The following is a 22992-nucleotide window of genomic DNA, read 5'->3' on the forward strand; positions in this document are numbered from 1 at the left end:
TCCAACCCCGGGGTTTCATGCGGCGGTCGTTTGAGTTAGATCTAGGGCATGGCGCCAACTAAGGCCTTACTCGGCGGCGTCCTGCACGGTTCGAATTTGCTCGGCGCGCTTGGCTAGTTCATCGTAACTCTGGGCAGCCTTGCGCAATGTTTCTCGGATCTGACTATGCTCGGCGTTGTCCGCCTTCGTGCGAAACTCTTCAGCGCGCATTTGCCAATATCTGGGCGTGTGCATCCGCTCGATACCCATGGCCGCTCCCCGATTGAATCGTTCACGCAATTAATGGACCTTCAGTCCAAGTGTTCCCTGCTAATTTCTATTCGGGGTGGGGTCAATCGTCCCAGGTGAGCTTCTGGCAATCGGCGCACTTGTAAATGCTAACAGGTTATCGGAGTGAGCTTTCCACTCGGCTCAGTCGACCGCTAGTGACCGCAGGTGCGGAATTGATGGTGTGCGGGCTGCGGGAGCGGGGAAAAGCGGAGCACAAGCCGTTAGCTTTCTCAACAATTAACCTAAGCTAGCTCACCGGCCGAAAGTTTCTTTGGAAGTTCATCTATTTTCACATCTGCTCCGCAACCCCTGCTCCCGAATGACATTGATCAACATGTGCTTAGGCGCAAGGCTATGCAGTCCATAGCCGGAGCGGCCCCAGCCCTGGGTCCTTGATCCAGGCCTGGGGTCGTTCTTTCTGCGCGCTCGGGCTTAAGGCACGCCGCTAGAGAGTGAGGTCGATCAGTTCGATCCATACATCTGCCGAAGAACACGTGATCTCCATGAAAGCGGGACCTATGTACTTATGTGCGGCTGCTGGAAGGAAAAGACTTGCCCCGGGCGTAGACCACACCGGCCCAGGCTTTAAGGTTTTCGGATCGAAAACGAGCTGGGACCGAGTGGTCTGCCGCTGTCTGCTCGGCAAACGCCGCTCCCGTGCAAAAAACATCCCTTGCGCCTTCAACTTTGTGAATCGGACGCAAAACGAAGACCCCAGCCGGGGGTACTGCGGCCTCGTTGGCAACATGTCTTGCGAAAGTATGGGCACGCAAGACTGAATCTTAAACTGGCTGCGGAGACGCTCGTTCCTAAGAATAAAGGACGCCCCGCCGGTCAGCCCTTCTTACGGCTGCTGCCCAGCCGGTTTCTTCAAGGCCAATCGGCGCGTCTTCTTCGCTTCGTACTGCACCTCATAGTCCTGTCCACCCGCCACGCGGGCACGAGCGGCGTGGCATTTAAGGCCGCCTCCGTTCTCGTCGCCCAGGCTGAGCTCCGGAACGTTCTGAGGGCGCGCGCTCGGGGAGTAATGGCGAACTCCATCATCCTCATTCCCCCGCATGCTTAAGCCGCTGCGGCTCGCGCGCGTCTAACGGCTTTCTGGCCGAGCGCCGAGATGGCGTATATAACCCAGGCGGCAGCCAACCGGCATGTTCGTTACGATTGGCGCAGAAGATGGTTGAAGGTGGTTGGCTGGTAACGCACGGGCAGCGCTATGAGTCCACGGAGCAGGGTCTGAACGCCGCAGAATGATCTAACAGCGCAAAGGCCTTACCGCTTGGACCGGGCTTCACGCGACTTCTGCTGTCGGGCAAACGTTCAACGACAGATGGTCCATCATCCCAAAGGCTCACGCGAGCCCGCTCCTGAAGGACTCGATGAGACAAAAAGGATGAGCCGCAAGCCCAAGCTCCGAACGGATAAGGCCCTTGAGTGATCGCAGGCACTCCGTATTTCAATAGAGTCTTTTCCGGAAAGGCCTCATAGTATTCGCATCCCAAACGCAAGACAGCGAGCGGTCCATCGTTTGATCGGAATCTGCTGACCGAGGTGCACCGCCATCTGCCGTTCGGGACGAAAATCCGCGTCGTTGATCTTGACAGGAATAAGTCGGTGGTGGTTCGTATCACCGACCGCGGACCATGGGTCCATGGCCGCCTCCTCGATATCCCGCTAGCCGCCGCGGGCAGCTTGCGGATTATGGATCGCGGCGTGGCTCAGGTTCGTGCCGAGGTGCTATAGTGCACGTCCGTCGCCCTGCGAATCATAAGCAATCACCGACCGCGGACACACCGAATCTACCGTGCCTCTCAAGTATCCTGACGCGATCGCGGCCGTCGTATCGGCCCTTAGGCACGTACATGGAGACGGAGTCGCGCGAACCATGCTCGTGGAGGGTATGAGCCTTGCCACGCTGATGGACACGATGTTCTCCGCGCCGATAGCGCATCGCGATGCCGTTCGATACATCGCGACCGCGTTAGATGACCTCGCCGTTACACCGGAACTCGGTCCGATCTGGCACCTTCGCTACCTGTATGATGACCAGCCGGGGTCATTGCGCGTCGTCGATATGGAGGTAGCAACTCCGGCGGGTACGTTGTCCAGCCACGACGTTTGGCTTCGGCTGCCCGTCTAACGACTCAGCAAGAACTAAGAGCACGCCATTCAGGCGGACAAATCGTGCTGAATGTGTCGCGACAACAATCCGCATCCTAACGCCTGTGAGCTCATGAACCTTTCCAGCCGGAGTATTAGTGACAATGCAGAAGCATATCTCAATTGGCGCTTGTTGACATGAGGCATCGCTCGAACCGCCTCTTAGCACGCCCGCGAACGAAAACGATCGCCAGCGGCCAATAGATCCCTTTCCGGACGGCTGATGGTCGTCTTCCGCGGTGAGAAGCTCCTTCAAGAGGTTATCTCGAGCTAAAGAACAAAGACCCCAAGTAACATCAACGCGAAGAACGACACTTGACCGGCCAAGGGCAATTTTATCTTTTCGCTGCCGCCTAGACGGGCACTGTCGGGACTGATTAAGGCCAGAAGACAAAGCGCGGCTGTACCAAGGAATGTCAGCCCGATGCGCGTGAGTTGAGCGGCGGTGTCATTTGTTGCCTTGCCGAAGAGATCTGCGCGATATACACAACGTTCGATGTGTTCGCGTTTATTGACATTCCCAAGGCGTATTTACCCGTCGTTGACCGGACCCGCATCACGTTCCGCGTCCAGGACCTGACGAACAAGCTCAACGCGCCCTGGCTACACCAACAACGTCAACCGGGTGCCGCGTGGAGTTACGAGGCGCCAGCTTCATTCAAGCGGTAGGACACCGCGCGTCTTGGGACCGCTCGCCGCTAACGAGGCGATCTACTAAGCTGACGCCGCCGAAGTTATATGCACAAGAGGAAGGCCACGCAGCCTACTTGCTGCGCAACTCCTCAGCTTTGTTAGCGCTGATGACCCAGGCCGATGCCCAATACGAGTGCCTTTTGACGAAGTGAGCCGGCAGTTCGCTTCATCTCCTTCGATATTCTCGAAACCGGTGTCCGATCCTTTGAATGCTTCTTGAGAACCCGCAGATCAGCGGGCGTCCACTCGCGTCGCGTTGGTTTCTTTTTGGTAGGACGTTTCAACTTGTTAGCTCCTTACTCCTCGTTAGGCGGCGCTGTTAGCACAGCTAGCGGAATTTTCAACCAACGAGTATGTCATAGCGATCCATGTCTACAATTCGTGTAACCTGCAGATGCGAGCAAAGTTTCAGACTTGAGCGCGCGAATTAGTAGCTCTGTACGGCGACCGTGGTTCCATTCCGCGTCTCGGAAAGATTGCTCTCAGTGTATCCCAACGGAATTTGACACACGAAAGGCGCGGATCCCATCCCAGAGCCGCGGCTCCAGCTCGACGAAGGCTTTCATGAACGCCGTGCCGCGTGGGCGCGATCTACCGCATTCCATAGGGTTGGTTGAGATGTTGCGCCGTGGACATCGGCGCTTTGCGACAGATGACGCGTCGCTTTCGCTCGAGAATGGGCCAACTTTCGAAGCTGCGCATCGGGCGCGAAGGAACTGCGGAAGGCGATAGCGAACAGTGCACGCCGACAAGCGCTATTTCAACGAAGCGATCTACTGCATGAGCCGCAATGGTTTTATCGTTGATCAGGCCTTCGCGTCGCATAGCGCTTGCGCGTCTTATCTCCGCATCCAGCTCCGGTAGTGCAACGGTCCAGGAGGAGCACGCGGTAATTCTCAAACCGATGCGCGCCAAGCATGAGATGATTTGTGCGACGCGGCTTGACGATCACGTGCTGGCGCATGGCAAGCAGTTCCGGACGTGGTGCTGGAATCGAAGCGGCCAAATAGGAACGTAGAATGTGAAGAGATTATGCTCGTTTGCGCGCCCTTTAGTCCTATGGCAGATGGAGCAGCACTCCCTCGCGCCAAGAAGAGAGCGTCAGTAGCCTGACGTTGGCGCCAGCGGCGACGGAGTGTTCGCTAATGCGCAGTGCTGCCAGCCACCAAGGCGGGGCTTCCGCTCGCGCTCATCTCAGATGATTGCGATCTAGAACTCGGTCACCTCCGCCAAGCCGGTATCACGCCGCTGCGACCTCCCGTGCACACGCAAGTCGGGCGTCGGGTATAACTTTGGACGGCCGAAGCTGTGCTTGTACACCCCAAATCACTAGCGAAGCTGGTGCTAAGAAACTGCGACTTGGACGCCATCTTTCTGGCCTTGAGCTTATAGAGGAGAGCTAAGTGAATACCTTAACTTGAATTGCTAATTGAAACCGGGTGAAGGTGAGCTAGCCCCGAGTTCAGATGCCTTTGACCGGGACTGCGCTGCTTGCGCGCAATCCTGGACGGCGTGCAAGACATCTTCCCGGGAAATAATGCCGGCGAGCCGCTGATCCGCCTCGAGCACCGGCACGCTCCTGAGATCATGGCTGACCATCAGCTCAAGTACCCGCGTGAGCTTGGTGTCCGGGGCAACATAGATGAATTCTGAGGTCATTACATCGGCTACCGTACGCTGCATCAGATCGGGGTATCTCGGAACGATGCGCGCGGCCGAGAAGACAAAGCAGGATAGGTAGTCGAACTTTGAGACTATGCCGAGCACCCGCCCGTCATCCGTGGCTGGATAAGCGTTGAAGTCTTCCTTCTTGAAGAGCTCACCGAGCTCGCGCATCGTCGTGTCGCGCCTGACCGTCCTCGGCTGACGTGTCATGTAATCGGCAACTATTTGCTCGAGGAGTTTGTACAAGGCCTACGCCCTCGCTTTCGTTTAGCCTACATTCTAGCATACTTTGCGGCAGACCATATTGACCTATGTCAACACCCCATGGTGCAACGAGCAACACTTTCCATATGAGATGAGCCGATGCGTCACGCAACGAATGGCCTTCTTCGCAGGTTGGCAATGTCTATAAGTGCCAACCGCTGACGCGGCCCACCCAATCGATCTTTTGCGCCAGCGCAGTTTTCGGCCGCCGCTGCGCGCCTCATGGTGGGCGGCACCGCAGCGCCCCCAACGGCCGAACCGCAGCTGGTGGTGTCCGGGCGATACGCCGCGCTCATTTGTGCTCCTTTTCCCACGAACCCTACTGGCAGGCTGGTGGGTTTCTAAAACTGTTCTTCGCCGCGGACGCGATAATCGCGAAAGCGGGCGTGGTCAGCGCGTGTACCAACCACCCAATCGCGCCGTCGAATTGGGGAGGCACGAGCCTCCCCCAATGTGACGACAGCGCGCCAGTGAGTGTAACTTCCTTGCCCGAGAACCACCTCGCTTAGCGAGCGATCGTCTGCGAACGGGAGCAGTTGTTCGAGCTTGCAATGGGAGTTACGCGTCCCAAGCTTAGCTCGCTGGCGTCATGCTTGCACGGGCGCTGCTTCTTCGCGCCGATCGTGATCAGGCTCGGTTTTCCGGCGCCCGGCTCAGAGGGATTGTCTGCAAGTCGTCGGCGCCAATCACGATCCCGCTCGCTGCCTATTATGCGGATCGCTTTTCATATCCTCGCTGCGACTTGCTACCGTAGCGCAGGCGCAATCCCTACCCATGCCGCGCGTCACCATCGAGGCCGCACGAAAGCAGAGCTTAATCAGTGCGCAAGTTCTCGGCTGATGTTTTGCCATGGCGGCCGGTCACTGGTTCGTAGCTGATCTTGCGCCCTTCTGGCAGCTCGGTCAGTCCTGCTTTCTTCAACGCAGAGATGTGCACGAACACGTCAGGACCGCCTTCGTCTGGTTTGATGAATCCATAGCCTTTGGTCGCATTGAACCACTTCACAGTTCCCATCGCCACTTCAGTCGCTCCTCAAAAAAACGCCTTAGTGAACATGATCGTTCGCTCGGCGTGACGGCGAGCCGATGGCTAAACACCGACGCACACTTCGTATAGCTACGTTCGCTCCATCGCAACGGAAAACCTAATTGGATCGGGATCGGGATCTGGATCATAGGTACCTTTTTCCCTCCGTTGTACGGATCGTCTCTGATTCAAGCCGCCGGTGTTCGGAAACCGACGGCGGCGATAACGGTCCGTCGATAGTGCGGTCGAGATTCTCTTTTTCGTCTTCAAAGTAGTGCCAACGCCTCACCGAAGCCGAACCGATCGTCGCGAGGCATGCAACATCGATGCGGCAATCACCGCACCCTTTTATGTGAAAGGTCGAGAAACTTGTCCTGCTTTTCGGACCGAAGTCATATTCCCCAGCCGCAGCAATTGTGCGGCTCACATCACGCAACAAGCTCGCTCACGTGAGCGACCGCTGTGTTGTGTAAACCGGAGCATTATTCAGACGGGGTCTCGGCTGGGATTTCGTCATGGCTGGCGGACAGTATTGCAAGCCCTGTGTCTCACTCGCAATGCAAAGAGAGACGTGAATGACGCAACACAAGACCTTGCCTTGATGGCGACGGCCCTGTTCGCGTGTAGAGTCCCGAAGCATCGCAGTCGCGGACCGCTTCAGATGTTTCGATGTTTGCGGCCATCATGCTTGGCGGCACTGGTCTTCGTCTGTCTTCGCTCGTCTGCCGGGGCTCTATCATGATGGAAAAGGCGCCGCAAGCGGCCTGGCTTTGGATACGTTTGCCGCACTTACCAGTCGTACTGAGTGCGTTCCCGGGCCGCAGATCGCTACGACTTGCCCTACCCGGTCCAAGCGCAGACCAACGCGTCGCTATGCCAGGTTCGCCGGCTGTTGGGCAATCCGACATAAGCTTGGCTCAGGCCCAGTCCAGCGCGACAGGGTGGCTAGCCAATAATGAGGGTACGCGCGGCGCTGGCAGCACGGATCGGGCCTCTTCCGTGCACGAACGCTCGTCATGCCGGCGGACGCGTTACCACCAGCAAGTGATCATTAGCACATTGCTATACCACCCATAACGCTATGGCCGCACGAGCCCCCTAGCTCATCTGAACACTTTAGATCGCCGAGCTGCCATCGCGCCGTAGGCCGGCGCGGACATGGACGTCCTCGCCAGACCAGCAAGTCTATGCGTGCAGCTCGCTTGCGACTTTTCTCGAAGGCGATGAAGCGCCAGAACTAGCGATCAACACTCTGGCTCATTATCACTCGCCTGCCGCCCCTCCGCTAATCGGGCCAGCTTCTCGTATTCCTCGGCGATCTTGATGAGCCTTTCTCTGGATCTTTCGCTATCAAGGGACGCCGCTTTCGTCCGCGTCGCTTCCGCACGGCGCCGCCAGTGTTTGGCATCGCAGAATGCTTTCTTTTCTTTCATGCAAACGAACATGCATTCGATATATCAAGAAAATGCGACACGTGGCCTACGTAGGATCCCGTAGGTCGCGCTTCACAATGCAGCCCCATTTGTCATCGTCTGTCGATCACTTCCAAAGATGGCTTGGTATTCGGTAAAGCCGCGTAGCAAGGGGTCAAGCGCGGCGAACAAGCTTTTCGGATCGCCGGTTCGCTTGACGAACCGCTTGGACATCTCAGCGGCAATCAAGATGAGCCTGTCTGCCCGTCTTTCAGACAATCGTTCGTGAAATGTGCGAGTCGCGACATAAAGCTTGAATCGCACGTGGCGTCAGATTGTAGGGTTCTAACCAGGTGACGGCCGTGCCTGGCCATTCAACCGCTTCCGGCTAAGAGAATTGGTATGTCTCACAATCTTGCGCTCCCATTGCGCCCCGGTGCACCCTTCTCGTTTCATGCCCCGGCGGCTGGCGAGTCTCGTCAAATGCCTCAGCTAGTGGACTTCGCCAGTAGCAATCGCCGAGGTACTTCTCGGCGCGCCTATCAGATTTCTCACTTTAACGACCAGGAGCTTGCGCATGTAGCGCATCAGCAATGGCGAGAAGAGACATCTTTCAGCAATCATCGTGCTGCCTGCCGAGGACGCCCATCACCAAGCGAACAAGACACAGAACAGGAGCGCGCGTACTTGGTCTCAGTCTTTCATCAGGTGGTCAGACGTAGCGGCCTGTCATCAATGGCCACCAGTGGTTGGAGTGAGCTGCGCAACACGACGTCTTGCAGATAGAACGGCTCGAAGTCGATCAGCTGGAGACCTCCGAGTCTCTCGGCCCCGTCAGCTCCGAGGAAGTTCAACACTCCCAAGTGAGTGCTCCCCAAGCTGACCTCCGTCGCGTCTGACGATAGCCCCCCAGGGCTTGCGAGCTAATCGTGGGCTTGGTTTTTGACGAACGATCTGGAAAATGAAGCAGTTGCCCTTTGATACAGTTTTGATCGCCAATAGGGGCGAGATTGCTGTACGTATCATCAAGACCTTACGCAAGCTCGGCCTTCGCTCTGCTATCGTATACCACGAGGTCGATGCGGGCACTCTCGCCGTCTCCATGGCCGACATCGCTATCGCCATTAGCGGGCGTACGCCCATTGCGGCTTATCTCGATATCGCCCAGATCATCGCTGCTACCCACAAAGCGCGTGCCGGCGCTCTTCATCCTGGTTACGGCTTTTTATCGGAGAATCTAGAGTTCGCCCGCGAGGTGATGAAGGCCGGCATCACGTTCGTGGGTCCAGCTCCCGAAAGCATAGCACTGATGGGCGATAAGATTCGGGCTCGCAACTTCGTCCAGCGGAACGGATTTCCGGTCGTACCTAGCGCAGTTGAAGAGGACGATCCGGGAACATTCTTAAGCCGAGCTCGAGCAGTTGGCGCGCCTTTGCTCGTCAAACCCTCAGCGGGGGGTGGTGGCAAGGGCATGCGGATTGTACGCGATCTTGATTCGCTGGAGGACGCGATTGCACAAGCTCGCAGTGAGGCTCAACGGTACTTCGGAGACGGTCGGCTCTACGTCGAACGATACGTCGAACGCCCCCGGCATCTTGAAGTTCAGGTGCTTGGCGATACGTTTGGACACGTGGTGCATCTTTTCGAGCGCGAGTGCTCAGTCCAGCGACGATTCCAAAAGATTATCGAGGAGACGCCGTCGCCGGCGCTGTCCTCCGAGATGCGACAACGGCTGTGCAACGCTGCGGTCGGAATCGCGCGTGCCGCCGATTATCGTAATGCTGGCACTGTCGAATTCATTTTCGACGGAGTAGACTTCTATTTTCTCGAGATGAACACGCGCTTACAGGTTGAGCATGCAGTGACCGAGATGATCACCGGCATCGATCTTGTTGCCGAACAGATCTATGCCGCCGCTGGTTTCCGCCTCGGATTTGCGCAATCCGACATCGTGCAAAATGGGCATGCGATCGAAGTCCGGCTGTGTGCAGAAGCGCCGGAACGCGGGTACGCCCCCACAACCGGCAGGATACTTATGCTCGAGTACCCAGAAGGCGATGGCGTGCGGATCGACAATGGCATCTTGGAAGGTCAGCGAATTACGACAGCGTTCGATCCCTTGCTTGCGAAGATTATCGTACATTCGCCCACCCGCATCGAAGCTGCGCAGAAGGCGTGTCGCGCCATACGGGAACTGGTACTTCTTGGCTGTGAAACAAACGCGAGCTTCCTGGCGCGCATGCTAGCGGACGACGGATTTTTGCGCGGGCAAGTTCATACGGAATACCTGGACGAAAACCCTTCGCTTGCCGAGGGCGACTCCGGATCCGCACTCCCAGCTTTCTTGGCGGCAGCCGCTCTGCTGACAAGACCGGTCCGTGACTCGGCAGATGCCGTGCCCGAGCTTCACGCAGCGCTAGGCAGCTGGAGAAATTGAGGTGAAACACTGCTTTGAGATCGATGGCATCGGTTATCAGTTATGGCTGGTACGCTGCAAGGATGGATATCGCCTTCGATTGGATAATGGGGTGATTGCCTTACTGAGTTTCTCCCACCAAGGGGAGGGTCGCGGTACTCTCACCATCGCGGGCGAACGCGAGCCAGTCAGGTTCGTCGTCGATGGTGAGACAATCCATTTGCATATGCGCGGACTGACGCGCAGTTTGCGCTATCGTGATCCGATGCGAGCTCTCGCTTCGGCAAGCCGAGAAGCCAATCATCTGATGGCTCGCGCGCCAATTCCAGGGATCGTGGTTTCGATCACCATTTCGCCTGGGCAATCCGTGTCCGCCGGCACGCCCTTGATGACCATCGAGAGCATGAAGTTGGAAACCACTATACGCGCTCCAAGGGATGGCGTTGTCAGCCGCATTCACTTCAAAGAAGGTGAAAGCTTCGAGCGTGACGCTTTGCTGGTTAGCCTTTTAGAGGAAGGAATCTAGAATGCAGCGGATTGCCTCTCTGGTAGACCCAAGATCGGAAGGGTTTCGGCTCAACGAACTTCACAATAAGCGGCTTGCAACCGAATTGAAGGCACTCCAGCATGCCATCCGCTTCGACCGGCCGGCGCGAGAAATCGAGCGGCTGCAGCAGCAGAACAAGATGTTTGTTCGTGATCGGATCGAGGCCTTGCTCGATCCTGATACGCCGTTCCTGGAGCTTTCGACATTAGCTGGCAACAGGGCGTACGACGGTGAGGTGCCGGGTGCGGCCCAAGTCGTCGGTCTAGGAATCGTTGCCGGTCGCGAGATCATCGTTCATGCGGATGATCCCAGTGTGAAAGGCGGGGCTTGGTATCCGCACTCGGTCAAGAAGATCGTGCGAGCTTTGGACATTGCGATCGAGAATCGCCTGCCCGTGGTTCATTTATGTGACTGCGCCGGCGGCTTCCTACCGATGCAAGCGGAGTTCTTTGCAGACAAGTATCATGCCGGACGAATCTTTCGGAACCAGTCGATACTCTCGAAGATGGGAGTGCCGCAGGTCGCGATCGCAATGGGTCATTGCACCGCAGGAGGCGCCTACGTTCCGGCACTCAGTGACTACAACATTATCGTCGAGGGCAAGGGAGCGATTTTTCTCGGCGGCCCTCCGGTCGTCAAGGCTGCCACTGGCGCGGTGGTTTCCGCCGAAGAGCTTGGCGGCGGTCGCGTGCACACCAGCGTGTCGGGGACGTGCGACTATCTCGCAACGTCCGAGGCACATGCGATTGCGATCGCTCGGGAAATCGTCGCTCGTTTCGATCAGCCCGCGAAGACCCTTATCAATCGAACCGCTCCGGAGCCTCCCGCCTACGACGCATCAGAACTTTACGGCATCCTTCCAAGGGATCCACGCGTGCAACTAGACATGCGAGAGGTCATCGCTCGTCTGGTCGACGGCAGTCGATTCCATGAGTACCAGGGGTGCTATGGCGAAACTCTGGTGTGTGGCTTTGCACAGCTCCATGGCTATCAAATCGGTGTCCTGGCGAACAATGGTGTGCTCCTGAGCGAAAGCGCACTGAAAGGTGCACATTTCATTCAGCTGTGCGACAAAAACCGAACACCCCTTGTCTTCCTGCAGAATATCACCGGCTTCATGGTTGGCCGAGATTACGAAAGGCGCGGCATAACCAAGGATGGCGCTAAGTTGATAATGGCCGTCGCTGGAGCCTCTGTGCCCAAATTCACGCTCGTTTGTAACAGCTCCCACGGAGCCGGTACCTACGCTATGGCAGGACGGGCTTTCGATCCACGCTTTTTGTTTTCATGGCCGCAGTCTCAGATCTCAGCAATGGGCGCCGAACAAGCGGTGGGCGTGCTCACACATGTCAAGGCAAAACAATTGGCGCGCCATGGTAGACGCCTTTCGGACGAGGAGCTGGCCGGCATTCGCCAGCCCATTGTGGAAGAGTATCGAGAGCGCTCGAACGCCTACTATGCGACCTCCGAGATATGGGACGACGGAATTCTTGATCCGGTAGACACCAGGACAGCTCTTGCTATCGTTCTGAGCGCCTCACTCAATGCGCCGATCGAGCCACCCCATTACGGCGTCTTCAGAATGTAGCGGTGGGTACCAGAGATCAAGATCAGATGAAGGAAAAGCCACGGTGTTCCTCCGTTACATCAGAGCCGGCGTGCCATTCCCGTTCCTAAACGCGCTCATCGAAAGCACCGCGCTTATCGGCACTCCCGAATGAGGACCTCGCATCGTGGAAAGTTCGAAACACCGTCGGGTATAATCCGCAACACTTGGATCGCGAGGCACCGTTACGGAGCCAAGCATCGCCTTGCGCTCGGCTCAGACAGGAGCGAACACTCCCTTGAATTTCTCAGTGACGAACCGCGGCCTGAGCCGGCTTTGCGCGGCCCACTTTGACATCGAGCGGAGCCTACGGGAGGATAGCAGATCCGTTTGATGACAATAATTCAACCGAACGTCGATCGACGTTTCTTAGAGCCGGTCCTCCTTGGGGACTCCCTCCTACTTGCCTTGATCGCGCTGGTTACTCACGCATCAAATTGGGAGACACGGCTTTCTCCGTCCGTTGGATTCCTACCGCGCTCGTCTCGATCGTGTTGTTCGTTCCTGGAGCTGCAAGGTGGGTTGTGCAATCTCTGCGCTTTCGCGGACGTAGAGCAGCTAAGCAGTCGTCCAGCTGACTGCCATATCTTGCGAAGTTCAGCCGTCATGGAATCGAACTATGCTGTGCCCGAAATGCCACGCAGATAAATGGTGCCAGAGCGCCTTGCACGATCCCTGGACTGGCCGGCCGGTGATCGCCTGTAGTGCTTGCGGCGAGTATGCCGATTACGACTGCGCGTCGCGCAACAAAGCGCTTGCGCTCATCGCCGGCGTGCTATCGGTTGACCTGAGTGAAGAGCACCAGGGCAGCCCACGAGTGGTTGCAGGCAAGATCTTGGATGCTCTCGAGAAGGCCGGCCTGACAATCGCTCGCACGGAGACAATCTTGACACGTCTTTGGCGCAGTTAGGTCCCCTGCCCCATCAGGCAGCGTGCTGCCCCGATGGACGCTGGCCTGCAGCCGTCGCGCATGGTGGCTCTTGCCATGTCCAGACCAGGATCGTCATTAGGCGCGCCGCGCTGCGGTACGAGTGAAAATGACGCGATGGCGGGATGTCGCGGCTCGGCACGGCTAACTCGCGTCATCTCAAAGGCAGCGCCAATGCCGACACCGTCGAATTTGCTAGCCTGGTTTGGCGAACCAAACGATTGCACCGGCACTCCAAGTTGAAACCAGGGTTCACCTCCGCAAGACGGCCTAGCGCTTCTCGTTCTCAACCTGACGCAAAGCCCAACCTTTGTGCGCTCTGGCGCTATTCTCGGAAAGATCGCCATCGTACGACGATATTCCGGTACAGCCGATAGCCGCTTCGTCCGCGACGCATAATTCTTCTACTTGCCCGTGGTTGGCGTCGGCAGCTGCATTGTTGGTTTGCGAATGTGAACGATCCTCCGACAGAATAGACCGCTGAACGGCATCGCAGGACTTGAACCGTACGTTGCGTCAGGTCGTAGCCTGAGGGTGATCGTGACACTAACCTCAAACCAGAGCGCCGACAGTGCCAGCGCCATTGCGCGCATAAGAGCCGCATAGAGGAAGAACCGTTGGGCATCGAACTAATAGCCTTGACACCGACAGACCGCGAGCACCGGCGCACTCTCATGAGCCAGACACCGGGCGGTACGCCGCGCAACACACCGGAACGGACGCAGCCGAAAGCGTCACCTTGCCTGCGGGTTCGACGAGCTGCATCAAGAACGCAAAGAAACGCCGCGAACAGATATCGCAGCGTGACTTTCCGAGCGCATGTTCGGCTTTAGCCGATGAGATCAAGAGCTGACAACTCTCTGCGTGCACCCGACTGCCCAGATCACCCATCAACTTTCGCGACCAGCAGCAACCAAGGTACGGCTCGCAATCACCATGGATTCACTCAAGTCTATCATTGGGAAAGTCGCCACCGGCGCAGGCCTGACCCGCGAAGAAGCAGCGTCAGCGTTCGAGATAATCATGTCCGGCGAGGCCACGCCTTCACAAATCGGCGGTCTGCTGATGGCGCTCCGGGTGCGGGGCGAAACCGTAGAGGAGATCACCGGAGCGGTTTCGGCCATGCGCAGCAAAATGCTGCGGGTGAGCGCGCCCGCTCAGGCGATCGACATTGTCGGGACGGGAGGAGATAGTTCCGGTTCGGTGAACGTGTCGACCTGTGCCGCTTTCATTGTCGCAGGCGCCGGCATACCGGTTGCAAAACATTGCAATGGAGCAGCCTCCTCGCGCTCAGGCGCTGCCGATGTCCTCGCATCGCTCGGCGTAAAGCTCGATCTCGATCCTGACCACGTTGGTCGCTGTGTGCGCGAAGCTGGTATTGGATTTATGTATGCGCCCGTCCATCATCCCGTGATGAAGCACGTCCGCTCGACACGGGTGGAGCTTGCGACCCGCACCATCTTCAATATGGTGGGCCCGCTGGCCAATCCGGCAGGGATCACGCGGCAGCTGGTTGGAGTTTTTTCGCCCCGCTGGGTGCAGCCTTTCGCGCAAGTGCTGAAGGCTCTTGGCGCTGAGTCGGCGTGGGTGGTGCATGGTTCGGACGGGCTCGACGAGATCACTCTTACCGGCTCGACTTTTGTCGCCGCACTTGACGAGGGCTGTATCCGCACATTCCAAGTGACGCCCGAGGAAGCAGGCCTCACCCGCTGTAGCGAAGAAGATCTAAGGGGCGGCGATGCTGAGGCCAGTGCAGTCGCGCTACAAGGCGTGCTGGACGGCAAACTGAGTCCGTATCGCGACATCGCGACTTTCAACGCGGCCGCGGCGCTGGTCATCGCCGGCCACGCCAAGACTCTAAAGGAGGGCGTCGCCATTGGACAGCAATCGATCGATACGGGCGCTGCAGCGGCACGACTGAAACGTCTGATTGAAGTGTCAAACGCATGACAGCGGGATAGCCAATGTCTGACTTTCTACGCAGGATCGAGACCTATAAGCGCGAAGAGATTGTCTACGCCAAGCAAGCGGTGCCGCTATCGGAGATCGAGGCGCTCGCACGGCGTGCTCCGGCGCCACGCGGATTTGTCAGCGCGGTTCGCGGCAAGCATATTGCGGGCGAGTACGCACTTATCGCCGAGATAAAGAGGGCTTCCCCCTCCAGAGGCCTCATTCGCTCCGACTTCGACCCGTCCTTGCTGGCGACGGCCTTTGAGGCCGGTGGAGCGGCCTGCCTCTCAGTCCTGACGGATGGGAAGTCCTTTCAGGGACATCTCGATTTCATGATGGCAGCGCGAGCTGCAACAAGTCTGCCGATACTGCGCAAGGACTTCATTTTCGATACCTATCAGGTCGTCGAGGCGCGCGCCTATGGATCTGATTGCATCCTGATCATCATGGCGGCTCTCGACGACGGCGCTGCCCGCGAGATCGAAGCCGCCGCACACACATATGGTATGGACGTCCTGATTGAGGTCCATGGTCGAGAGGAGCTAGACCGCGCGCTAACACTTCGTTCGCCACTGATTGGCATCAACAATCGGAACTTGCGTACTTTCGTTACGACGCTAGCGACCACCGAAAGGCTGGCGCCGCTGGTTCCTGGAGACCGTCTAACTGTCTCCGAAAGCGGCATCTTTGCGAATGCTGATCTACACAGGCTCTCACGGGCTGGCGTCTCAACCTTTCTCGTCGGCGAGAGTCTGATGCGGCAGTCCGATGTCACGGCAGCAACCCTTGCGCTGCTATCGCGCCAGCTTGCCGTTAACCCCGGAACGCATTGATGGCGCGCAGACTGTTTCGCTACGGCTTCATCATCTCCGGCTTCCGTTCGGCAATGAGTTGCCGGCTGTCGCGACGCTCCCTGGCCGATATGCATCGTCCAACCCACCTCGTCACAGATCACCCAATGATGAATCACACTGATTGCATGGTTCACACCATTAACCGGCAACCTCGGCTAGCAACGGTGGTGCCTGCGCCAATAGCGGGTTCTTTGGAGCCGGGTTACGGTCGTAGACTCGCCGTACCGATAGCAGCTGGCGCGCGGCTGTCGAGGGCGAACCGGGCTGGGTTTGAGACCCCTAGCGCGCCGATGCAGTCTCCCGCAGCGCAGTTGAAGAGGATGAAGAACGACTTCATAGGCGCGCCATGACTTGGCACTTGCCTTCGCCTCTAGGCGATATTCAGTCCGTCGACGCGAACGAATTTCGCCAAGCCATGCGGAATCTAGCGAGCGGTGTAGCCATTGTGGCTTCGGGTACAGGACCCGACCGACGAGGGCTAACGGTCAGTTCCATCACCTCGCTCAGTCTGGAGCCTCCCTGTTTACTGGTCTGTATTGGTACGAGTTCCGAGACTTACACTGCCATACTCGCCAACGGCGGCTTTGGCGTCAGCCTTCTTGCCAGTGATCAGCAAGACCTTGCACTGCGTTTCGCCGGCCGAGTCGGTGCCAAAGGCGTTCATCGTTTTGAGGAAGCCCCTTGGGATGAAGGCCTGTTGGGCATACCGGTCCTGTCAAGCGCAATCTGCGTGCTCGAATGCGTTTTGCATCACCATCAAATGGTTGGCACGCACGGAATCTTTGTTGGGCGCATCGTCGCGGCGCGAACGAGACAGGGCCAGCCGCTGGTAAACTTCAGGGGCGCGCTCCGAACGTTGACCGAGGGCTGAGTACTACTTCGGCCGCACAGAACCACTCCCATCAATGACGGCTCGGCCGATCTTCCCACACACATCGCAATGATCATCGAATACTTACCTGAACGTGGCCTACACCTGCGAGATGCCTTCGATCTCGATAAGCTTAAGCTCGTGTTCAAGGCCGAAGCCACTGTTGGATCGCCTTCCTTAAGAGGGATTGTGATCGTGGACCGGGATAATGCACTGGTGCCTATTGATCTGATTCCTGTTTTGCCGGGCCGGCCGGACGACAAATCCTGGGAAACGGCCTACCGAAAGATGATCGCATCGGCCGCAGCGCTAAACTGGATCGATGCCGACGCAAACGCAATTCGCGTGCACATCGAGAGGACATTCTGATCATGGACAACAATTTCCGTAGCGAGGCAGCCTATCCGGTAGACGTCGTCCCTCCGGTTGCCGGAGGCATTCTGTCGCGAGCGGTCATTGGGGAGCAACGAGAGCGGCCTAGTGGCGGTACAAACGGGATCTTGGATGGGCTCGCCGCACGGGCCTGGCGATCGCCCGGAAGCCGCTCGTCAATCGAGCAATGAGAGCGCAATCGAGTCCCTCGAAGCACGATCGGAATCTCACATTCTGAGCGCGTCGGAACGAAGACGATGTCAACGCCAAAAAGAGCGAGCGACTGATGATTAATCTTAGCACACTGATCGAGCGCAACGCGGCGTTTGAAGGCGACAAAGCGGCAATCCATTTCGAGGGGACGACTTTGAGCTATGTCGCTTTCCTCCGTCGTATCGAACAGGCCGCGCGCGCTTTGAAAACCCGACTCGGCGTCGAGAGAGGGGACCGCATTGCGATCCTCAGCTTGAACCGGCCCGATTATCTGGTTCTGCTGTATGCTTGCGCGCGACTCGGCGCAATTCTCGTGCCATTGAACTGGCGGCTTGCGATCGCGGAGCAGCTCTTCATCCTGTCCGATGCTGGTATCAAAGTCCTCGTGCTAGAACAGGCCTTCCAGGGAATTCTGCCGCCGGTGGCGGAGCAGTTGCCCTTTGCGGCCATTATCGGACTCGACTTTGATCCCGTCGGCGGAAGCAAGTGGTGTGAGCTGCTCGAGGAAGCGCGCGGTGATGATTCCAACGCGTATGTCGATCTGTCCTGTCCACTCCTGATCGTCTATACGTCGGGGACCACAGGACGACCCAAGGGCGCTGTGCTGCGCCAGGAAGCGTTGTTTTGGAATGGCGTCATGAGTCGGCACATGCATGAGCTCAGCCCGACCGACCATATCCTATCCGTGTTGCCATTGTTTCACGTCGGCGGCCTCAACATTCTGACCACGCCCGCCTTGCATTACGGCGCGACAGTTACGCTCCACAGCCGGTTTACGCCAGAAGCAACCCTTGCAGCGTTTGAGCGCGATCGGCCCACGTTAACCGTACTGGTGCCAGCTACGATCCAAGCTCTGGCCGATCATCCCCGATGGCCGAGGGTCGACGTATGCTCCCTGAAGGCCATCTCCACGGGTTCAACCATGGTGCCGCGGCACGTTATCGGACAATTGGCCGAACGCGGGATAACCGTGCTGCAGGTTTATGGCTCCACGGAAACCAGTCCTATTGCTCTCTATACAAGGCTACGCGGCGATCTCACGCGCGATGGCTCGACCGGACGAGCCGGCGTATGCTGCGAAGCGGTAATCACGAATGATGCCGGCGATAAGCTACCGCCCGGCACTGCGGGCGAGATCGCGGTACGCGGGCCCAATCTCTTCTGCGAATATTGGAACAACCAACACGCAACCCGCGAGGTTTTGCGCAACGGCTGGTATTATACTGGCGACATCGGACGAAGCGACGCGGATGGATATTTTTGGGTGCTCGATCGCAAGAAGAATATGATCATTTCCGGCGGAGAAAACATTTACCCGGCGGAGGTGGAGCGTGTGCTTACGGAGCATCCGGATGTCGCGGAATGCGCCGTTGTCGGCCGGCCCGATCCTCGTTGGGACGAAGTGCCGGTCGCCTACGTGGTCAAGCAGCCTGGAGCTCGGATTGAGGCGGACGTGCTGATCGAATATGTGAGAACGCAGCTCGCACGCTTCAAGGCGCCACGCGAGATCATCTTTACTGACGAGTTGCCCCGAACGGAGTTGGGCAAAATCCAGCATTTCAAGTTGAAGGACCTCGATGCCCGTTCGGGCAATCACACCGAGGCAAATTGATTGTCTAGGATTGGGCGCCACCGGTCAGTATCTACCTGGCGGGCCCGATCGGCCGCGACTCAAACCGTTATGACCCCGCGTCTGGCGTAGTGGGACACAAGATCGCGATATTCGGTTCGGATCTGATTTGGCCGATGACCGGCTCGACAGTGGAACGCCCTGGAAGCTCGCCTTTGATCTGTGGTCGCCACCCGCCGTTTCTGTCCTGAGATCAACACCCTGAGCTTTTAATCGGGCGGGACGTAGCCGCGATGGCCTTTGTCGCGGACCGCGCGCTCGATGGTATTTGATCAGCACCTCCATCTGGAGGATGACGGTTGCAAGTGGTGTCACCGTCAAAGCTATTGCACGGCTTCGCTTTCACATTGGCTACGAACTGCCCGTCCTGACATGCGCCGATGGCGACCCAGAACTTGACGCCGAACTCGTACAATCGCTGTGCTCTGCTCCTTCTGACGCAGCCCACCTCCGGCTCGTGCAACGACTAGACCTTTGGTCTAGTGGGGTTCTGCTCAAGAACGCTTCGCGCTCGCGGCAGCCTCGCTCGAACGCTTTCGACCCTGTGGAGGCTAGTAAATCAGCGCTAGGGGCTTGAATCGCACGTGGCGTCACATTGTACGGTCTAAGACAACGAGGCGGTGGCGCAAGACCGGACGAACTCCGGCTAAGCCGCGGCTTGGGTCGCAGAGGCGCCACTTCGGCACTTCTCGACAAGAGGTGTCGGGGGAGCGGATGAGTCGTCGACCACCAGGATAATCGGCCACAAACTGCTCGGGCGCAAAGGATCGAGGAATGTACCGGACAGCGAGACGATGATCGATATGGCTCCAGTCTCTGGACGAGAGACTTCGCCAGAGAAGCCATGCGGATCCGCTCGTCCGCGGCTGATACTCATTGATTCTGCCAGTAACAGGCTCCGCCTGCTCGTAACAAGCTGCCTTAGTCAAGCATCATTGTGCCGGACTGCTGGTACCGCGGCAGGAACGAGAAGGTTGACTGCGAGCTCTGCGCAACATCTGGAGCAACAAATGTCAGCTTTTCGCAAGTACCCATTCAGCTGACTGCCCTGTTCAGAGCAACGCATGGTCATCGCAGACAGCCGACGAGGATCAGCATTGCTTCCAGCTAGTCAACTGAAGAGCGCGTCACTCGTTGAAGAACTCGACCTCAGGATCCTTTCAGGAACCTGTCTGATGCGGGAACACATCGGTACGCTCAATCCTTGCCGAGCTCAAGACAACGGACAGCGAACGTGTCTCGATAGTCCAGATCAATTGAGAGTGTCGCCTCTGCTTACAACATTGGAGATAACTCGCCCGCCCAGGTGAATTCAGCCGACCTTTGCCGGCCCTGACCCGATGCGCGGCCCCAACTGAGGCTGCTTAGTTCAAACACTCCAGCCCCCAGCTAGCCGCGCTTGCGGCGCCTCTCGCGCAAACACCTCTACCGATGGAAACGGGAAACAATCATGACGGACGCAAAATTACGAGATCTGTTGTCGTCGCTTACTCCGATGGCTCGCGAATTGGACGCTCTCCCGGCTGGCCGGCCAGCCCCGGATGATAGTTACGTGAAGCTAAATACGAATGAGAATCCATTTCCGTTGCCAAGCATCGTGATGCGAAGTGCAATTGCAGCCCTAGAGCGGCACTACCTGTATCCTGAGAATGACAATGTCAGCCTGAGGGAAGCAGCGGCCGCTGCCTATGGCATGTCCGCAGATCACGTCATGGCTGGTAATGGATCATCTGAACTTCTTAGCCTAGTTTATAGAGCTTTTCTTGCTCCGGGTGACAGCATCGCAATGATCTCGCCAGGGTTTTCGTTCAACCGCAAGCTTGCCATGTTGCAAGGGGCACAGTTTCTTGAAGTCCGCTGCAACGAACTTGGCCGCCTGCCGATCGATGACTTGCTGTTCGGCCCTGCTAAACATGCCAAGTTCATTCTGTTAGCTAATCCGAACAATCCAACGGGCGCCTTCGTGCCGGTCGCTGAGATCGAGCGCCTCCTAGCGCAATGTAACCGATTAGTCGTGCTGGACGAGGCCTATGTCGATTTCGCACCTGAGAACGGACTGCATCTGGTGAATTGTTACTCGAATGTTCTGGTGTTGCGTACGTTCTCCAAGAGCTACGCAGCTGCGGGCATTCGCGTTGGCTTCGCGTTCGGCCATCCCGAGCTGATCGGGAGGCTTCGGAACATCCAGAATGTGTTCAACATGAATGTGGTTGGTCATGCCGTCGGCATGAGCATCCTTCAGCATCGTCACGATTATGACGACAACCATAGCCACATCAAGCATGAACGGCAGCGAGTTTCGGGCGCGCTCTCCGACTTCGGGTTCTCTGTAATGCCCTCGCACGCGAATTTTCTGCTCGCCCGTGTGCCTTCGGGTCAGGACGGCAGATGGTGGCAGAGCGCTTTGGAAAGTCAGAAAGTCCTTGTCGCCTCCTTTCCGGATGACGGCCTGGAAGATTGCATTCGCGTTAGCATCGGCACGAGAGAGCAGATGGACGCTTTTCTTACAGCCGTCGGCACGGTTCGTCGGGGAGCAGACCGCTCTTCTTGATGACAGACCACTCATCCGAGCGTCTGGCACGTGCGACGGACGATTTTGGGGCGTGCTTCGCTCTGGATCCATAGAGTTATCGCCGCAGGCGATGAATACCGGCCTGCATCATAAGCAACGCATTCCGTTTAGGGCCGCTACGGCGTTTGACAGTCAGCGGACCTCAACTTCTCGCTGGAGATAATCGAGTGACTAACATCCTTTCTTCAAATCTAACTTGCGGCATCTTCGATCATTTTGATGAGGATGGGCGCAATATCGCCGAACAATACGCGGACCGTCTGGTCTTGGCCGAGGCCTACGATCGGCTCGGTTTCTACGCGTATCAACTGGCGGAGCATCACTGTACACCACATGGACGAAGCCCCTCGCCGAACTTGTTTCTGTCCAGCGTCATACAGCGCACCCGGCGGCTTCGTATCGGTCAATTGGTCATGCTGCTTAACCTCTATCACCCCTTGCGTGCGTTCGAGGAGATCTGCATGTTGGATCACTTGAGTAATGGCAGACTTGAAGTGGGTATTGGTCGTGGCTCCCTCCCGATGGAGCTGACTTATTTCGGGGTGGATGCGGAAGTGGCTTCTAGTCGTTACGAAGAAGCTTCCCAAATCCTTGTTAATGCGATGAATGGCGGCCTTCTAAACTATCGGGGGCAGCATTTTGTTCTCGACGGTGTTCCTTTGACCCTTTCGCCTCACCAGCGTCCGCACCCCCCGACATGGGTCGCCACAAATCGGCCAGAGTCAGCCAGTTGGGCGGCGGCCAATGGCGCAAACCTTGCGTGTGTGGGGCCGTCCTCTGTTGTTCGCAAAGTCACCGACGTGTTTCGCGCCCATGGAAACACCAAGCGTCCCGCCGACGGTAGGGACCTGTTTATTGCTTTGCTCCGCATGATCGTGATTGGACGTTCTGAGGCAGAGGCGCATTCGCTCGCCGCACCTGCTTACGAACGCTGGCTCAGCAGCTTTAAGTACCTTTACGAGTTGAATAACATATCACTGCCGGCCAACCTTCCCCCGACCTTCGAGGCCGCAATCGAAAGTGAACTGTGCGTCGTAGGAACACGCGCTTCTGTACGGCAGACCGTTCTTAATCATCTGGAGGAGGCCGGCGCGAACTATCTTCTTTGTCAGCCCGCATTTGGAAATCTATCAGTCGATGCAGCCGTTAATACCGCAGCTGCGATCCATTCTGAATTCATCGCGCCAGACCGGTGACTGGTTTCGATGTCCACTCAACTGGAACCTTTGGTGTGGGATACTTGACGAAATCCAGGTGCTACTTACCGAGAGCGCTCCATGCATTCGCCAAGTCGTTCAGTCGGACCGGTAACGACAGATCGGTGAGATGTTTGTGGATCATGCGATCCGCGTGAGGTCAGCGCGAGACCAACACGTAAAGATCCCGTATATTCTCGCGCCGGACCAAAATGATTGACCCATCCTGCGCCTGCATGCTGGCAATTCGGGGCCGACCGGATTATCGTGGGGCCTGCGGCGCGTTGAAGACGAGGCCGATATTTGAGCGTATCACCTGATATCGGCCTCTTCGTCATCCGCATGTAGTG

General features: G+C 57.4%; 17 protein-coding genes. 12 read left to right on the top strand and 5 right to left on the bottom strand.

All coding sequences use genetic code 11. The annotated features are described in order from the left end of the window. Positions 1 to 66: 66 nt before the first annotated feature. The gene (locus tag N2602_RS31370) at positions 67 to 249 is read right to left on the bottom strand and encodes a hypothetical protein (RefSeq protein ID WP_260380497.1); all 183 of its coding nucleotides are present in this window, start codon (positions 247 to 249) and stop codon (positions 67 to 69) included. 1569 nt (positions 250 to 1818) lie between these two features. Between N2602_RS31370 and N2602_RS38990 the strand changes: the two genes are divergently transcribed. After that, on the top strand, positions 1819 to 2010 hold the full coding sequence (locus N2602_RS38990) for a septal ring lytic transglycosylase RlpA family protein (protein WP_409241851.1): 192 nt from the start codon (positions 1819 to 1821) through the stop codon (positions 2008 to 2010). Between the two features lie 142 nt (positions 2011 to 2152). Further along, entirely contained in the window at positions 2153 to 2407 is a 255-nt protein-coding gene (locus N2602_RS31375) for a hypothetical protein (RefSeq protein ID WP_260380498.1), read from the top strand. 811 nt (positions 2408 to 3218) lie between these two features. Here N2602_RS31375 and N2602_RS31380 read toward each other — a convergent pair. The 4 genes from N2602_RS31380 to N2602_RS31395 all read right to left on the bottom strand — a co-directional run bounded on the left by N2602_RS31380 (position 3219) and on the right by N2602_RS31395 (position 7508). Continuing rightward, positions 3219 to 3404, bottom strand: coding sequence for a hypothetical protein (locus N2602_RS31380; protein ID WP_157285449.1), 186 nt, complete (start codon positions 3402 to 3404; stop codon positions 3219 to 3221). Between the two features lie 1141 nt (positions 3405 to 4545). Then, a complete protein-coding gene (locus tag N2602_RS31385; protein WP_260380499.1) occupies positions 4546 to 5031 on the bottom strand; it encodes an HPP family protein in 486 nt (161 codons plus the stop codon). An 831-nt stretch (positions 5032 to 5862) separates the two neighbouring features. Beyond that, positions 5863 to 6069, bottom strand: a complete 207-nt coding sequence (locus N2602_RS31390) for a cold-shock protein (protein WP_260380500.1) — start codon at positions 6067 to 6069, stop codon at positions 5863 to 5865. A 1250-nt stretch (positions 6070 to 7319) separates the two neighbouring features. Further along, complete coding sequence (locus N2602_RS31395; protein ID WP_260380501.1) at positions 7320 to 7508, bottom strand: hypothetical protein; 189 nt, start codon at positions 7506 to 7508, stop codon at positions 7320 to 7322. A gap of 940 nt (positions 7509 to 8448) precedes the next feature. On the opposite strand from N2602_RS31395, the gene N2602_RS31400 reads away from it, so the two are divergent. The 10 genes from N2602_RS31400 to N2602_RS31445 all read left to right on the top strand — a co-directional run bounded on the left by N2602_RS31400 (position 8449) and on the right by N2602_RS31445 (position 22642). Further along, a complete protein-coding gene (locus tag N2602_RS31400) occupies positions 8449 to 9924 on the top strand; it encodes an acetyl/propionyl/methylcrotonyl-CoA carboxylase subunit alpha (RefSeq protein WP_260380502.1) in 1476 nt (491 codons plus the stop codon). A 1-nt stretch (position 9925) separates the two neighbouring features. After that, complete coding sequence (locus N2602_RS31405; RefSeq protein WP_260380503.1) at positions 9926 to 10429, top strand: biotin/lipoyl-containing protein; 504 nt, start codon at positions 9926 to 9928, stop codon at positions 10427 to 10429. Position 10430: 1 nt separating this feature from the next. Next, on the top strand, positions 10431 to 12038 hold the full coding sequence (locus tag N2602_RS31410; RefSeq protein WP_260380504.1) for an acyl-CoA carboxylase subunit beta: 1608 nt from the start codon (positions 10431 to 10433) through the stop codon (positions 12036 to 12038). 1882 nt (positions 12039 to 13920) lie between these two features. Further along, entirely contained in the window at positions 13921 to 14934 is a 1014-nt protein-coding gene (trpD, locus tag N2602_RS31415) for an anthranilate phosphoribosyltransferase (RefSeq protein ID WP_260380505.1), read from the top strand. A 14-nt stretch (positions 14935 to 14948) separates the two neighbouring features. Continuing rightward, positions 14949 to 15767 (top strand): indole-3-glycerol phosphate synthase TrpC, encoded by an 819-nt coding sequence (gene trpC / locus N2602_RS31420; RefSeq protein WP_260380506.1) that lies wholly within the window; start codon positions 14949 to 14951, stop codon positions 15765 to 15767. 436 nt (positions 15768 to 16203) lie between these two features. Beyond that, entirely contained in the window at positions 16204 to 16659 is a 456-nt protein-coding gene (locus tag N2602_RS31425; protein ID WP_260383739.1) for a flavin reductase family protein, read from the top strand. 69 nt (positions 16660 to 16728) lie between these two features. Next, positions 16729 to 17028 carry a hypothetical protein gene (locus tag N2602_RS31430; RefSeq protein WP_157285440.1) on the top strand — a complete coding sequence of 100 codons (300 nt, stop codon included), beginning with the start codon at positions 16729 to 16731 and terminating at the stop codon, positions 17026 to 17028. A 292-nt stretch (positions 17029 to 17320) separates the two neighbouring features. Next, entirely contained in the window at positions 17321 to 18856 is a 1536-nt protein-coding gene (locus tag N2602_RS31435) for a class I adenylate-forming enzyme family protein (protein ID WP_260383740.1), read from the top strand. Positions 18857 to 20324: 1468 nt separating this feature from the next. After that, complete coding sequence (hisC, locus tag N2602_RS31440) at positions 20325 to 21425, top strand: histidinol-phosphate transaminase (RefSeq protein ID WP_260380507.1); 1101 nt, start codon at positions 20325 to 20327, stop codon at positions 21423 to 21425. 188 nt (positions 21426 to 21613) lie between these two features. Further along, the gene (locus N2602_RS31445) at positions 21614 to 22642 is read left to right on the top strand and encodes an LLM class flavin-dependent oxidoreductase (protein ID WP_260380508.1); all 1029 of its coding nucleotides are present in this window, start codon (positions 21614 to 21616) and stop codon (positions 22640 to 22642) included. Positions 22643 to 22992: the final 350 nt, after the last annotated feature.

It is taken from the genome of Bradyrhizobium sp. NC92 (assembly GCF_025200865.1).
In the GTDB taxonomy this organism is placed as follows: Bacteria; Pseudomonadota; Alphaproteobacteria; order Rhizobiales; family Xanthobacteraceae; genus Bradyrhizobium.

Bases quoted from the DNA above. Each gene is read 5' to 3' on its own strand.
- N2602_RS31395 (WP_260380501.1), bottom strand. From the start codon at position 7,508: ATGAAAGAAAAGAAAGCATTCTGCGATGCCAAACACTGGCGGCGCCGT.
- hisC (WP_260380507.1), top strand. From the start codon at position 20,325: ATGACGGACGCAAAATTACGAGATCTGTTGTCGTCGCTTACTCCGATG.
- N2602_RS31425 (WP_260383739.1), top strand. From the start codon at position 16,204: ATGCGGAATCTAGCGAGCGGTGTAGCCATTGTGGCTTCGGGTACAGGA.
- N2602_RS31410 (WP_260380504.1), top strand. From the start codon at position 10,431: ATGCAGCGGATTGCCTCTCTGGTAGACCCAAGATCGGAAGGGTTTCGG.
- N2602_RS31370 (WP_260380497.1), bottom strand. From the start codon at position 249: ATGGGTATCGAGCGGATGCACACGCCCAGATATTGGCAAATGCGCGCT.
- N2602_RS31430 (WP_157285440.1), top strand. From the start codon at position 16,729: ATGATCATCGAATACTTACCTGAACGTGGCCTACACCTGCGAGATGCC.
- trpD (WP_260380505.1), top strand. From the start codon at position 13,921: ATGGATTCACTCAAGTCTATCATTGGGAAAGTCGCCACCGGCGCAGGC.
- trpC (WP_260380506.1), top strand. From the start codon at position 14,949: ATGTCTGACTTTCTACGCAGGATCGAGACCTATAAGCGCGAAGAGATT.
- N2602_RS31400 (WP_260380502.1), top strand. From the start codon at position 8,449: ATGAAGCAGTTGCCCTTTGATACAGTTTTGATCGCCAATAGGGGCGAG.
- N2602_RS31375 (WP_260380498.1), top strand. From the start codon at position 2,153: ATGCTCGTGGAGGGTATGAGCCTTGCCACGCTGATGGACACGATGTTC.